The following is a 14574-nucleotide window of genomic DNA, read 5'->3' as shown; positions in this document are numbered from 1 at the left end:
TTTTTATTCATCTTCTATATGCAATTGACCGGCTCGGAGCTCAGCGGCTTTCTGGCAAATGTGCCTGAGTTGTCTTCCACGAATGTTATTCTACATATATCCATTTTAACATTTTACGCGGGTTTGTGTATGCTTTGGTCTAAACTCCAGCGAAATCAAACCAAAGAAGCAGGAATTAGTCAGCTTAATATGGAAGAGCAACTCAAGCTGATGGATACGAATATAAACTTTGCCAATAGTATAAGCCAGGGCAACCTCAACGCCACTTATGAAGCCGAAAAGGCCGATAAGCTTGGTGAATCACTCATGAACATGCGGGATAGCCTGGTAGAAGCTGCAGAGCGTGAGGCGAAAGAAAGGTTTGTAAATGTTGGTTTGGCTTCGATTGGAGAAATCTTAAGAAACAATGCAGATAATCTCACAGAGCTGTGTGATCAGGTAATTGGAAAACTGGTAAACTATATGAAAGCCAACCAGGGGGGCGTATTCATACTTTATAAAGATGAAAATACAGATGAAGAGTACCTGGAGCTAAAAGCCTGCCGCGCGTATGACCGTAAAAAATTCATGGAAAAGCGGATTGCTTTGGGGCAAGGTCTCGTGGGGCAAGCTGCTATTGAGAAGCAGACCATCTACATGAAGGAGTTTCCAAAAGACTATATCAATATTACCTCTGGGCTTGGTCTGGCTAACCCTACAAGTCTTGTAATTGTACCGCTAAAATCTAATGAAGAAATCGTTGGCTGCATCGAAATGGCCTCTTTTGAGGAGTTTGGAGAGACCGACATGGAGTTTTTAGAAAAAGTTGGTGAAAGCATTGCCTCCACAGTTATTTCTGCTCAGACGAATCAGCAGACCAAAGAATTACTTGAGCAATCTAAACAGATGACTGAAGAAATGCAGGCTCAGGAAGAGGAAATGAGGCAAAATATGGAGGAAATGCAGGCAACCCAGGAAGAAATGGGTAGAAACCAGCGAGAGCTTGCAGAAAAAGAAGCCAACCTCAATGCCTTGATAAATAATACCACAGACTCAATTATTACTATTGACAATAACTACAAGGTAATAGTGATGAATGATGTTGTGAAAAACCGGTACATAGGTACTCAATATGAAGGACTGGGCGAAGGCTCTAATGCCCTGGATATGCTTGGAGACGTACGCGAAGAGTGGAAAGGCTATTATGACCAGGCACTCCATGGTGAGCGACTCAACTTTACACTAAAAAGCTCAGTAAAAGGAGAGAACTCCTGGAGAGAGTATTTTATAAACCCGATTAAAGACAATGCTGGAGTTATAGTCGGAGCCTCAATTTTCTCAAGAGATATAACAGACAAAATGAGGCTTGAAGAGGAAATGACGCAAAAAGGCTATGTACTTGATGCCATGATCAATAACACTCAGGATACTTACTTTGCCATTGATAATAACTACCAAATCATTGTGGCCAATAGGGTGATAAAACAAAGATTTGAAGAATCTGGCATAAGCCTCGAGCCAGGTGAAAATATACTCAATAAGCTACCCGCTGAGGCCAAAAGTTTATGGAAGGAACGCTACGATCGTGCCTTAAATGGAGAGCGCTTCACACTGGAAGAGGAACGACCAACCAAAGAAAAGAAGCTTTATCTAAAGATTTATTGTGATCCAATAAAAAATACTGACCAGGAAATAATAGGCGCCTCGGTCATCTCAAGAGATATTACCGAAAGAAAAGAGGCCATGGATAAAGTAAGTGCTCTAAGTCAAGAGATAGCTTCATTGAAAAAGAAATAAATAGCTTAGTTTTTTCTGGCTTCTATTTGCTCAATGAGCAAAATCATTTTTTCATGAGCCAAATAGTCTTGAAAGGCCGGTTGCTTTTTTATGCTTCTTACAGTAATCGATTGACTCTTCTCGACCACCTCTTGCAGGTAGGTGAAAAATTCCGTGTCATCCATATATGCTAAAATTTGAGCCATATTCCATTTACCCCATAGGTTGGGTTCGGTATACAGCCAAATTTGGTTTAAAAGAAAAGCCGTTTCATAATCCTTACTATTCATATAGCTAAAACTAGACTCAGCACATCGTGCCCATATCATATTAAGCAGCCTTAGTGCCATATTTCTTGTCAAAAAGTCGTCTTTTTTGGCACTTCTTTTGATCTCATCTACTTTGGTTTGCCACCAATTCATGTCTTTAAACTCAGAGCCTTCACCTACCTTTAGCTTAGTAAAGTGAAGCTCTGTAAAAGCTTCCCCTATTTCTCTTCTGATAGTAAGTTCTTTATCATTTATTTTCTTTTCTCTTTTTAATAGCCGGCTGTACTCTTTGCTGTTTTTTATTTCATCTCTTGTTTGTTGCAAATTTTCTATATCTACATAGGCATTAAAATCGGTTATGAGGCCTGAGTAAATCTGATGAGCCAAAATATAATTGCCACCCTGAAGCACACTATCGGCCCTAGCTTTCTTTTGTGTAAATGCTCTTTCGATAAAAAAATCAGGACTTATTGATAGGCCTTCTTTCAATCCTTGTAACTCCAGCCAATTTATTGCCTCCAACAAATAGGCAGAAGGTGGCCATTGATGACCTGCCGGAAAAACCAATTTCTCATTAGAAATATTTAACTCATCGAGTTGCTGTTGTAGCAATCGATGTTCCTGGTAGTTCATGTCTTTATCACCAATAAGGGCCACATAATGCACCTTGCTGTCTCTTTTTAGTTGATAATCGTCTACACTAGCAAAGCCGGCTCCACAGGCAATTACACCCCTAATTTGTCCGGCAAGAGATGCAACGGCAGAGGCAACGCGAGAACCACCGGAAAACCCGGATGTATAGATTCTTTTGGGGTCAATCTTATACTTGAGCATAGCATCATTAAACATGGCTTCACCAGCCTCAAATGCAAGGTCCCAGGATCCATTTTTAGAATTATTTGAGCCTATTAATATATAACCCAGCTCTTCTGCAGCAGGTTGAAATTTTCTTACAGGGAGAATACCTCTTGCAGCAGGATCAAAAATTATGATTAGAGGGTATGACCTGGAGGAGTCATATTTGGTTGGTAAGTATAAAGCGTAGGATTGCTCTGGATATTCATCACAAAATACAGAATCAATAATCTCCCCTCGAGGCAAGGATTGAGCTCGTGTGCTTTGGATTGCCAATAGAGCTAATATGAAAAGCAACAATCGCATAACTTAAAGATAATAAGAAAGTGCCTCAAAGCACATCTCTGCAAACCTTGAGGCACCTCTATCATTAAACGTATAAACTTACTCGTCCCACCAGAATCTTTGCTGTAGATTAGGTGTCTTTATTGGTAAATTCTCCAGGTTTAAAAGCCTCTCCTCTTGTGGATAAGGCAATCTTCTTGGAATTTCACCATTAGCATTAAAAGCATTTGTACCACCAGGCACAACTGTAAGGTTTGGAAACCCTGTTCTTCTGTAATCATTCCATGCCAAAATGCTTTGAGAATAACAACCAATGTACTTCTCATTGATGATGATCTCCAGCCATTCGTTTTGAGTTGTAGCTGCGGCCCATCTCGCGTCTAGATCAGCCTGGTAGGCTGCTGGCGTATTTGCTCCTGTTATTTTTCCAAAAGAAGCTGAAACCGCCTCATCAAGTGCTGCTTTGGCAGCTACAGGATCAGATGCTGTTTGCATAAGCTCAGCTTCTGCCTCTATAAATTTCACCTCAACGAAACTCATCAAAACTACTGGTGAGTTGCTGTTTGCATAAAAGCTAGGACTGTCGCCTTCACCCTCTTCGAATAACGTACCATCAAGCAATAACTCCTTGCGGGTATCATCATCAGTGAAGGCATTGGTAAAGTAGTTTCCCATTTTTATGTTACCAGCTCTACTTTGACTGAACTGAAATTGAGGATTTGTTTCATTTGCCCCATTTCCAAACAACATTTCAAAATCACCTGCATTGCTCGCAATTGCGTTAGGAATCATACCTAAGGCTGTGGCATAAGCCGCAGGGTTTTGCTTAGCTGCCTGAAAGGTATATCTCACTTTCAGCGATTCTGCTGCTGTAATCCATGCGCTTAGATCTCCATTAAATATCAAATCATCGCCTCCAGGGCTGCCGCCTGTGCTTTGAGCAGCACTCAAATTAGCAATGGCTTCGTCTAGTAAATTAGGTAAGGTAGTAGAATACAACTGCTCTTGTGTATCATAAGTAGGTGTAAAATTACCCTCATCCGCCTGAAAGGCATTAGAGTAAGGTATGTCCCCAAAAGCATCTGTGAAAGTACCGATCCCTGTTGCCATAAGTACTTGTGCTACGCCTTTGTAATGAGGTGCATCCTGCACTTCTGCCTTTTCTATCAATACATTTACGGTATTGAGCGAATTGTAATACATGCGCTGCCAAACACCATCTGTATCTGCATCTCTGATCAGGTATCGATAGTTGTCTTCCTGCTGAGCGTTTATGCCTTCAAACTGCTGGGTCAGCAGTCCGCTTATTCTTACAATTTCTCCCCCGATAGCCCAAGACACAGCTGTTTCCGCAGAAGGCAAAAGTGCCGACATAGCAACATCTGTAGGTACGGCAGGGTCTACGTTAGTATCTCCAAACTCACAGGCTGTAACCAATGATAGAGACACGAACAGAATACAAGTTTTCTTTATTATATTTTTCATATCTGTAATCAATTAAAAAGTAATGTTAAGATTGATTCCGTAGCTCTTTGTGTTAGGATTGTTGAAGTAATCATACCCTATTACGTTGCTAGAATCACCTGTAAGATTGGTTTCTGGATCTATACCTGTATAATCTGTGATGAGAAACAGGTTTCTGGCAGTAAGCCCAATATTTACGGCACTAAAAGGCAACTTAGACGTTAAGCTTTGAGGGAGATCGTAAGTAAGCGATACATCTCTCATTCTTATCCAAGAGCCATCTTCAATGGTAAGCTCTGTTAGGTTTACAAAACCATAGTTTTGGTAGAAGTTTGTGCCTCCATCAGTACCTCCTTTTACAACTTCGATATTGTTGGGAGTCTCTGTCGCTACCACTGTTCCATCAGTTTGTACCTGACCAAGAACACCATCAAATATTACTCTTTCATTTCTGTCTAAAGTCTCAGCTCCAACACCAAAATTATTTAGCACACCTTTGGTACCATTATATACATCACCGCCTTCTCTTATGTCTAGTAAGAAACTTAGAGTAAGGCCTTTGTAGCTTATCGTATTTCTAAAGCCTAGCAAAAAGTCTGGGTTAGGATCTCCCACAATACCCTGCGTAGGATCTTCTAATGGTATACCATCTGCCGGGTTGATTACTTTATTGCCGTTCTCGTCTCTTAAGAATCTACTTCCGAAGAAAATACCGTAAGGCTCACCCTCAGCAATACGTTGTGTCCCGAAAGGATCAATCGTAATAAATGGTATGCCTTCAGCAAGTTTCTCAACAGTATTTCTAATTCTTGTAAAGTTTAAACCTACATCATAACTAAAGTCTCCGCTGGAAACTACGTTGGCTGTAAGTGCTGCTTCTATACCTTTATTGCTCAATTCTGCCGAGTTGATAGCTCGCTGTTGCCAACCACTGGCGCTTGGGATGGTTACGTTGAGTATTGCATCCTCAGTTGTAGCATCAAAATATGTTACATCAAGGCCGATTCTACCATCAAAAAACTGGAAGTCACCACCAAACTCAATAGTTGTAGTGGTTTCTGCTTTTAGCTGAGTATTACCAAGTGTTGCATCAGGATTAAAGGCATTAAGTCCTAAGGCCGGGAAAATAACACCCTGAGGGGTTGTCCACCCGTCTCGTACTCTAGACTGCACAAAACCATTGTTGGTAACAGCAAAAGGCGCATCGTTACCCACCTGACCCCATGAAGCTCTTAGCTTACCATAATTAAAGGTAGAGGAGTTGATCCCAAATGTTTGTGTGAAATCCCAACCGATACTTGTCGCAGGATAGAAAAACGAGTTATTCTCTTCTGGCAAAGTAGATGACCAGTCGTTTCTTCCACTTAAGTTTATGAATAGCTCGCTGTTGTAATTAAGCGTAAGTGTTCCGTACAATCCGTATAACTCTCTACGAGTCACACCTTCGGAAACGTTTACAGCAGTCGCACTGGCAATATTAAAAAAGCCTGGTGAGGCTAAACCCTGACCGTCTATACGGTTGATGTGCACATCTTTATTAAAATAATTGTGTCCTACAGTTGCGCTCAAACTTAGTCTTTCTGAGATATCCTTATTTACAGTGACTAAAAAGTCTGAGTTTAAGTCAGTACTTGTAATGGTTTGGTTTATAACCTGCCCTACAGGTACACTAGAGGAATTTACATCATTTCTAAAAATACGGTCATCACCATAAGTATCTATACCAATTCTATAAGTGAAGTTTAGCCATGGCAGTGCATCATAAGACAACTGAGTATATCCAATAATTCTATTTACCTCATCTGTAGTGAAGTTTTTATTTACAGTAAAGTATGGATTGTCATAGATACTTCCTCCACGATAGGCCCTTTGGCTACCATCTTCGAAAATAAAACCCGCACTATTGTCAAATGAAGGAGATGTACGGAATAAACCCAACATCACACCTGATGTATTAGATCCATTTTGCACTCTCTGACCTCCGGAGTTTACATAATTAGCAGATAAGGTGGCTGTGAAATTTTTGAACAGCTCAGCACTGGTAGTTGCTCTAAAACTCGTACGGCCATAATCACTATTTGGCATAATACCAGTTTGGTCTAATCTACCGACAGAGAAAAAGTATGTTGCCTTTTCGGTACCTCCCTGCACACTCAAGTTGTGTGTAACGTTAGTTCCTGTCTCAAAGAAATCTTCTGTATTGTTATAAGACTGTGCTACTCTATTAGTTGCTCTAGGGTCACTGGCAGGTACTATTAGGCCATTAGGATCCCAAATTGAAGGCTCGTTGGCATATCTAAGACTTGTAATCAACGGCCCCCAGCTCTGGCTTTGTGTCGAGCCGGTCATCGGTGACTGAAATGTTGGAACGCCACCCTCAACTGCTCCCTGAGCATAAATGGTCTGTAAATCTGGCAGCTTATTAACTCTATCGATGGAGTAGCCTAAAGAATACTTGATCTTTGCGGCAGCATTTCTAGAGCCTTTTTTAGTAGTAATCACCACGGCTCCGTTAGCAGCTCTTATACCATATAAAACCGTAGCTGCAGGCCCTTTAAGTACTGTAAGGGATGCCACATCTTCAGGGTTGATATCTATCGCCCTGTTAGAATTTGTAACCCCTCCCGACCCCAGGTTAGAAACATCATCTTCTGGTGAGTCAGCCGTGTTAAAGGTAGAGTTATCTATAGGTATACCATCTATTACAAATAATGGTCCATTGCTACCCTGCACAGATTTATTTCCTCTGATTCTAATTTGTGCCGCAGCACCTGGCGTACCACCAGAGCTAGTAACCTGAACTCCTGCAACCTTGCCACTTAAAGCTGACACAAAATTATTCTCACCTGATTTTAAGATTTCTTCTGAATCTACATTTTGGATAGAATAACCCAGCTCTCTCTTATTAGCTTCTATACCGGCTGCTGTAACCACAACTTCGCTGAGTTGCTTTACATCACTGGCCATTTCTATATCAATCGTTGAGCGAGAACCGACAGTAATTTCCTGCGATTCAAATCCAACAAAAGAAAATACCAGTACCGCGTCTGGTCCCGGAACGTTGATCCTGTAGTTACCCTCTATATCTGTAATGGTACCCACGGTTGTCCCTTTTAATAATACACTCACTCCGGGTAGACCAGCATTATCGTCCAGCGAAGTGACATTGCCTGATACAACTCTATCTTGAGCCAACGCGGTTATAGTCGTGGCACTTAGCAGAAAGGAACAGGCAATCATAAATCGTAAAAACTTCTTCATAAGCGTTTGATTTTGATTAAAATTTTACCCTTTGGAGAATACCCATTCTCCTCTGGACAAGGTATACACTTATGTTGCCCTAGAAATCACCCAAAATGCTTGAAAATTGACTTACAGATATTCTGTGCTAGTTTTGAAAAAACAGCGTTTTACAGGATGTAGTAGAGAAAATAGTAACTTTTGCGTTAAGCGGAGTGTAGCAAAATCACGTAAATAGAATGACGTCACACTCCTTATTTGGGCGTGCGAGTGCGAGAAAGGTAGATACCAAAGATGATTAATACCATGCCGAAATAATGACCTAATACAAGTTGTTCACCATCGATTAGGCCCCATCCGACTGCAATGATCGGTATTATATAGGTTACAGAACTCGTAAATATTGGAGAAGTGATTTTTACCAATTGATTGAATATAATAAGCGCAATGGCTGTGCCAAGTACACCCAACGTAACAACAGCTGCCAGAGACAGCCATGCCCCATCTACAGTGAATGATGTGTTTATAAAATCTGTGGCAAATAAGAGATAACTAACGGCAGCCGGCCCAACGATAAGGAGAGAAATACTCGTAATAGTACGCGCTCTTAAATCAGGGATTTTGTACTTGATAAGGTTGAGGTTGGCTCCATAAAATATGGTTGCTAATACCACATAAAGCCCATAATAATTGAGGTCGCTCATGCTACCTCCAGAACTGGCAACTATTAAAAATACGGTACCAATAAAACCAGTGAGCAGGCCAATAACAGTTTTTAAACCTATCTTTTGACTAAAAAACAACACTCCCAGCAACATTGTAAAGAGGGGGGTAAGTGCATTTAAAATACCAGCCACGGAGCTCGGCAATTCGGTTTGGGCTTTGGCAAATAGAAAAGCAGGCAAAAGACTGCCAAAAAGACCTACACACACCAAAAGAATCCAATGGTGTTTTTTAATATCTTTTAATCCTCTGATCGCAAAAGGAAGTAAAAAAATTGAAGCCGAGGCTATGCGTAGAGCACCAACCTCGCCCGGCCCGTAGACATCGAGACCTCTTTTAATTAAGATGAAAGAACTGCCCCAGATAAGTGCAAGCCCGATGAGCATTACCCATGCCAGCAGGTTTTTGTTTTCAGACATAGGTAATAATCTCTGTCAATTGGTGAGAAACGTTAAACTAAAATGGTTTGGTTTGAAAACTGATCTTCTACTTCTCTAAGTATACCTTTCAATTCTTCATGAGATTCAGACTCGACCAATCTGGTTCTGAAAGGCTTGAAATGTGATATACCTCTAAAATAATTGGTGTAGTGTCTTCTCATTTCATAGATTCCCTTTCGCTCGCCCTTCCACTCAACAGAAAAATCGAGGTGTTTGATGGCAACCGACACCCTATCAGAAATAGAAGGTGGTTGTAGCTTTTCACCTGTTTTGAAGAAATGTTTGATTTCGTTGAAGATCCATGGGTAACCGATAGCTGCTCTACCAATCATAATACCATCTACCCCGTATTTGTTTTTGTATTCTAATGCCTTCTCAGGTGAGTCTATATCTCCATTACCAAATATTGGAATGTGTATGTCTGGGTGGTTTTTGACCTCTGCAATTTTTGTCCAGTCGGCTACACCTTTGTACATCTGCTTTCGAGTACGGCCATGTATAGTTAAGGCTTGTATGCCCACATCTTGCAGGCGTTTAGCCACCTCTACAATTTGAATGGTGCTATCATCCCAGCCAAGGCGAGTTTTGACGGTTACAGGCAATTTTACCTGTTTTACAATCTTGGCAGTCATTTCCTGCATTTTAGGAATATTAAGCAATATACCTGCTCCTGCACCTTTACATGCTACTTTCTTTACCGGGCACCCGTAATTTATATCTATAACTTCTGGCTGAGCCTCCTCCGCTATTGCAGCAGCTTCACGCATCGATTGTATTTTATCACCAAATATCTGAATCCCGATAGGTCGCTCGTAATCGTAAATATCCAGCTTTTCGACACTTTTAGCAGCATTGCGAATAAGGCCTTCAGATGATATAAACTCAGTATACATCATATCAGCTCCATTCTCCTTACATACCGCTCTAAAAGGCGGATCACTCACATCCTCCATGGGAGCCAGTAACAGGGGAAACTCTCCCACTTCTACATTTCCTATTTTAACCATACTGCAAATGCCTGATTTAGCATGTTTTTTTAAAAGAAACCGTAAATTTACGGCAAAATATGAACAAATTCGATAATAATATACATCTCTCAACGCACCGAAGTTCCTCTCTTTCAGTTTTTTTAGTTCTTGTATTGTCGCTTATTGGTTTTTTTGTCATTGGTCCATTTTTAGGCTTACTGCTTGCCCAGCCATTTTATGATGGCAGCTTTGCCAATTTTCAGGCCGATATGCTGCATCCCTATGAGAATCCTGGTATGCGGGTGCCTTTCTATATAGTTCAGGGTATGGCCACCCTCACAGGTATGATCATCATGCCTTTGCTGTATTTATGGTTTATAGAAAAGAAGACCTTCGGTATATTCTTCGATAAACGCATTAGTCTCCTGCCTATGGTTGTTGCCAGTCTAATTGTGATTTCATTTATGGGAGTAAACTCCATTTTTATAGAGTGGAATGCGAGCATAGACTTTCCTGAGTTTATGCAAAGCTTTGAAAACTGGGCCAGAAAAACCGAGGACATGGCTACTCGCATGACCGAGTACCTTACAACTTTTGAAAATAGTGGTCAGTTTGCTTTGGCATTTCTAATCGTAGCCATTTTACCAGCAGTGGGCGAAGAGCTACTCTTCAGGGGAATATTGCAAAACCAGTTTTATAGTTCTACCAGAAACGCTCATTTAGCCATATGGATAGCAGCCATACTTTTTAGCACCATTCACATGCAATTTTATGGATTTATACCCCGCATGCTATTGGGTGCCTTATTCGGATATTTATACTATTGGTCGGGCAACCTATTTATTCCGATTCTTGCTCATTTGATAAATAACGGCCTGACACTCATCCTATTCTATTTATATGACCTGGAGGTAATAGAAACCGATGTTTCAAATACCGAAGCCGGTCCTTTGTACGCTGTCTTTATATTCGCTATTATTACCGCTATTCTTATATATTATTTTAGAAAGTTTTTCCTCAAAGCGAAAACTGACATATGAAGGGGTGGCAAAAAGTTTATAGTTCAGAACAATCTTACCGTGCTGACATTGTTAAGGCAGTGTTAGAAGATCATGGCATGAACCCCGTAACGGTGAATAAGCAAGATTCTTCTTACAACAACTTTGGCAACTACGAGGTACACGTGTCTAGCGAGCATGTGCTTAGCGCTTTGAAAATTATAGAAAATGACATCAATTTTAAATAAATATAGCAACCTTACCCAGCGTATTATAGCTGCACTCATTGGAGCTTTTGTAATCATCATGGGCCTTTATTACGGGCCTTGGACTTATTTTTGTGTTTTTCTCGGCATTTGTATAGTCACACAGCTTGAGTTTTATAAGCTAGTCGGTCTCGATGGCATGCTCCCACTCAAAACCTTTGGTACCATCTGCGGCTCTTTCATATTTACACTCACCTATCTGATTGAGCTGGGCTATGTAAATTCTAAATACTATTACACCATATTCCCGATAGCGGCCTGTGTATATCTCATATACCTTTACAAAAAATCTGAGAAAAAACCTTTTACCGGTATCGCTTTTACCTTTCTAGGTATTATGTACGTGGCCATCCCATTTTCACTATTAAATATTATTGCCTTTTACTCAGGCGTATATGAGTTTGAATTAATATTGGGTTCATTGCTGATACTATGGGCCAACGACACAGGTGCTTATTTCTCAGGCGTGAGATTTGGTAAGCGAAAATTATTTGAAAGAGTTTCCCCAAAAAAATCATGGGAAGGAAGCATAGGAGGATTATTCCTTGCACTTGCCATGGCTTTTGGCATTTCTCATTTCACCTCATTTATACCGCTTACTTCGTGGCTTTGTATAGGCATTATAATAGTAATAGGTGGTACCTACGGAGATTTAGTAGAATCACTCTTTAAAAGGAGTATAGAAATAAAAGATTCGGGTCGCTTAATACCGGGCCATGGTGGCTTTTTAGACAGGTTTGATGGTTTGCTTTTATCGGCTCCATTTATTACCGCGTTTCTTAAAATCTTTTAAATTTAAGCACCTGTAAGATTTATATTTCTTTAAATTTGCAATCGTTTACGACCAAAAAAAACAACATATGGGTTACATAGAGCCTGCTCCCATCAAAGACGAAAATAATCCCTTTGAAGCAATGATGTCGAGGTTTCACATCGCCTCGCAAATTTTGGGAATCGATGATGATATTTACAATGTTTTAAAATCGCCAGCCAAACAAGTGGTTGTTTCCTTACCCATTACTATGGATGACGGATCAATTCGCGTATTTGATGGCTATAGAGTTATTCATTCCAACATTTTAGGTCCTTCTAAAGGTGGTATCAGGTTTGATCCTGGTGTAAACCTCGATGAAGTAAAAGCACTAGCTGCCTGGATGACATGGAAGTGTGCTGTAGTTGACATCCCTTACGGTGGTGCCAAAGGTGGTATCAAATGTAATCCAAGAGAAATGTCTTCTGGAGAAATTGAGCGTTTGATGCGTGCCTACACACTCTCAATGATAGAGATATTTGGGCCAGATAGAGATATACCTGCTCCAGATATGGGTACGGGACCTCGTGAAATGGCCTGGTTGATGGATGAATTTTCCAGAACACAGGGTATGACCATCAATAGCGTAGTAACCGGTAAACCATTGGTACTTGGTGGTTCTTTAGGTAGAACCGAAGCAACCGGCCGTGGTGTAATGGTTTCTGCCCTCTCTGCTATGGAGAAGTTACAGATCAACCCATACAAAGCTACTTGTGCTGTACAAGGATTTGGTAATGTAGGTTCTTTTGCTGCGCTTCTTCTAGAAGAAAGAGGTGTGAAAGTAGTTGCGATAAGTGACTTATCTGGCGCTTATTACAACAGCAAAGGAATAAACATTCAAGAAGCCATCAATTATAGAAATGGCAATAATGGCTCACTTGAAGGATATACCGGTGCCGAAAAAATCGGTGGTGACGAGCTACTTGAACTTGAGGTAGACGTACTTGTACCTGCAGCTACTGAGGATGTAATTAACTCCAGAAATGCTGAAAGAATAAATGCAAAGCTTATCGTTGAAGGTGCTAATGGCCCAACGTCAGCTAAAGCAGATGCGATTATCAACGATAAAGGCATTATGGTTACTCCAGATATTTTGGCAAATGCCGGGGGTGTAACAGTATCTTACTTCGAGTGGGTACAAAACCGCCTCGGTTATAAATGGACTGGAGAGCGTGTAAACAGAAGATCTGACAGAATTATGAAAGATGCTTTTGACCACGTATACAAAACTTCTAAAGAACACGATGTATCAATGCGTATCGCAGCGTACGTTGTGGCTATTGACAAAGTAGCTAAAACCTATAAATATCGTGGAGGTTACTAAACCCCACGATATTCTATTTTGTTTTATAATAACGATTTGCGAGCTTTAATTGGTTTTGCAATATCACTTGTTTAAATAAATACCAATTTCGTGACTATTCATAAAGAAGGCAGGGTGCTGCTCATCGTTCTTGTAATTGTTCTTACTGCAATAAATCTAGGTGTATTCTACGGCATGCCTAACAACTCTCTTGTGTTTAATATAACGCTTGCTGCCAGTATAATCATCTTCTTGCTCATACTGCAGTTTTTTCGCAGCCCCAAGATTACTACACCCATTAATGATAAACATGTGGTGGCCCCGGCTGATGGAAAAGTTGTGGTTATAGAAGAAACCGAAGAGACTGAATACCTTAAGGACAAGAGAATTCAGATCTCAATTTTTATGTCTCCTGTAAATGTGCATGTGAATAGAATGCCTGTGAAAGGCATGATCGAGTTCTTTAAGTACCATGCGGGTAAATACCTTGTAGCCTGGCACCCAAAATCAAGTACAGAAAACGAACGTACCACGGTAGTTATAAAAACTCCAGGTGGTGTTTCTGTATTGATGCGACAAATTGCCGGTGCTATGGCCCGAAGAATTAAGTGGTATATCAAGGAAGGCCAGCAACTAGAACAAGGTCAGGAATTTGGCTTTATAAAGTTTGGCTCACGTGTAGATGTTTTCTTACCTACCGATGCAAAAGTAAAGGTAAATATTGGTGAGAAAACCAAAGGAGGAATGACAGTATTGGCAGAGCTTTAAACTCTGCCTTTTTTATAAAGATTTTACCAATCGCTCAAGGTAAGTTCTGTCAATCTCGTCAAAGCTGTCTAGCTTATCACTATCTATATCTAAAATCGCAGTTACCTCTCCATTTTTCATAATAGGCACTACTATTTCTGATTTAGAGTCTGAGCTGCAAGCAATATGGCCAGGAAACTCATCGACATTTGGCACAACCTGCGTTTTAGCTTCCGCCCAGGCAGTACCACAAACACCTTTACCCTTCTGGATTCTTGTACAAGCTATTGGTCCCTGAAAAGGTCCTAAAACCAATTCGCCTTCTTTAACCATATAAAAGCCCACCCAAAAAAAGTCCATCCCGTATTTTAAGGCTGCCGATACATTGGCTAAGTTGGCCACCTGATCAGTTTCCGTAGAAACTAAAGCCTCTATTTGAGGTATCAATGA

12 protein-coding genes are annotated in these 14574 nt (G+C 40.6%); 6 read left to right on the top strand and 6 right to left on the bottom strand.

Features of this window, described 5'->3' with window-relative positions:
* A partial coding sequence (locus E1176_RS15555) for a PAS domain S-box protein (protein ID WP_222933164.1) occupies positions 1-1776 on the top strand: 1776 nt, incomplete at its 5' end.
* Positions 1777-1781: 5 nt separating this feature from the next.
* On the opposite strand, the gene E1176_RS15550 is transcribed toward E1176_RS15555, so the two are convergent.
* The 5 genes from E1176_RS15550 to dusB all read right to left on the bottom strand — a co-directional run bounded on the left by E1176_RS15550 (position 1782) and on the right by dusB (position 10038).
* Positions 1782-3185: an alpha/beta hydrolase gene (locus E1176_RS15550; RefSeq protein WP_155211701.1), complete on the bottom strand. Its 1404-nt coding sequence runs from the start codon at positions 3183-3185 to the stop codon at positions 1782-1784.
* Between the two features lie 78 nt (positions 3186-3263).
* The gene (locus E1176_RS15545; protein ID WP_155211699.1) at positions 3264-4649 is read right to left on the bottom strand and encodes a SusD/RagB family nutrient-binding outer membrane lipoprotein; all 1386 of its coding nucleotides are present in this window, start codon (positions 4647-4649) and stop codon (positions 3264-3266) included.
* Positions 4650-4661: 12 nt separating this feature from the next.
* On the bottom strand, positions 4662-7889 hold the full coding sequence (locus tag E1176_RS15540; RefSeq protein ID WP_155211697.1) for a SusC/RagA family TonB-linked outer membrane protein: 3228 nt from the start codon (positions 7887-7889) through the stop codon (positions 4662-4664).
* A 233-nt stretch (positions 7890-8122) separates the two neighbouring features.
* On the bottom strand, positions 8123-9010 hold the full coding sequence (locus E1176_RS15535; RefSeq protein WP_155211695.1) for a DMT family transporter: 888 nt from the start codon (positions 9008-9010) through the stop codon (positions 8123-8125).
* Between the two features lie 32 nt (positions 9011-9042).
* A complete protein-coding gene (gene dusB, locus E1176_RS15530; RefSeq protein ID WP_155211693.1) occupies positions 9043-10038 on the bottom strand; it encodes a tRNA dihydrouridine synthase DusB in 996 nt (331 codons plus the stop codon).
* A gap of 59 nt (positions 10039-10097) precedes the next feature.
* Here dusB and E1176_RS15525 point away from each other — a divergent pair, with 59 nt between their 5' ends.
* The 5 genes from E1176_RS15525 (at position 10098) to E1176_RS15505 (ending at position 14145) form a co-directional block, all read left to right on the top strand.
* Positions 10098-11039, top strand: a complete 942-nt coding sequence (locus tag E1176_RS15525; RefSeq protein ID WP_155211691.1) for a CPBP family intramembrane glutamic endopeptidase — start codon at positions 10098-10100, stop codon at positions 11037-11039.
* Positions 11036-11245, top strand: a complete 210-nt coding sequence (locus tag E1176_RS15520) for a putative signal transducing protein (RefSeq protein ID WP_155211689.1) — start codon at positions 11036-11038, stop codon at positions 11243-11245. Before E1176_RS15525 ends, E1176_RS15520 begins: the two co-directional genes overlap by 4 nt.
* The gene (locus E1176_RS15515) at positions 11226-12056 is read left to right on the top strand and encodes a phosphatidate cytidylyltransferase (protein ID WP_155211687.1); all 831 of its coding nucleotides are present in this window, start codon (positions 11226-11228) and stop codon (positions 12054-12056) included. Before E1176_RS15520 ends, E1176_RS15515 begins: the two co-directional genes overlap by 20 nt.
* A gap of 67 nt (positions 12057-12123) precedes the next feature.
* Entirely contained in the window at positions 12124-13398 is a 1275-nt protein-coding gene (locus tag E1176_RS15510; protein ID WP_155211685.1) for a Glu/Leu/Phe/Val family dehydrogenase, read from the top strand.
* 90 nt (positions 13399-13488) lie between these two features.
* Complete coding sequence (locus tag E1176_RS15505) at positions 13489-14145, top strand: phosphatidylserine decarboxylase family protein (RefSeq protein WP_185152835.1); 657 nt, start codon at positions 13489-13491, stop codon at positions 14143-14145.
* Between the two features lie 12 nt (positions 14146-14157).
* Here the strand turns inward: E1176_RS15505 and E1176_RS15500 are convergent.
* A partial coding sequence (locus E1176_RS15500; RefSeq protein ID WP_155211683.1) for a GAF domain-containing protein occupies positions 14158-14574 on the bottom strand: 417 nt, incomplete at its 5' end.

It is taken from the genome of Fulvivirga aurantia (genome assembly GCF_009711475.1).
In the GTDB taxonomy this organism is placed as follows: domain Bacteria; phylum Bacteroidota; class Bacteroidia; order Cytophagales; family Cyclobacteriaceae; genus Fulvivirga; species Fulvivirga aurantia.
Note: the sequence above shows the minus strand (reverse complement) of the source record. Positions and strands in the feature narration are given on the sequence as shown.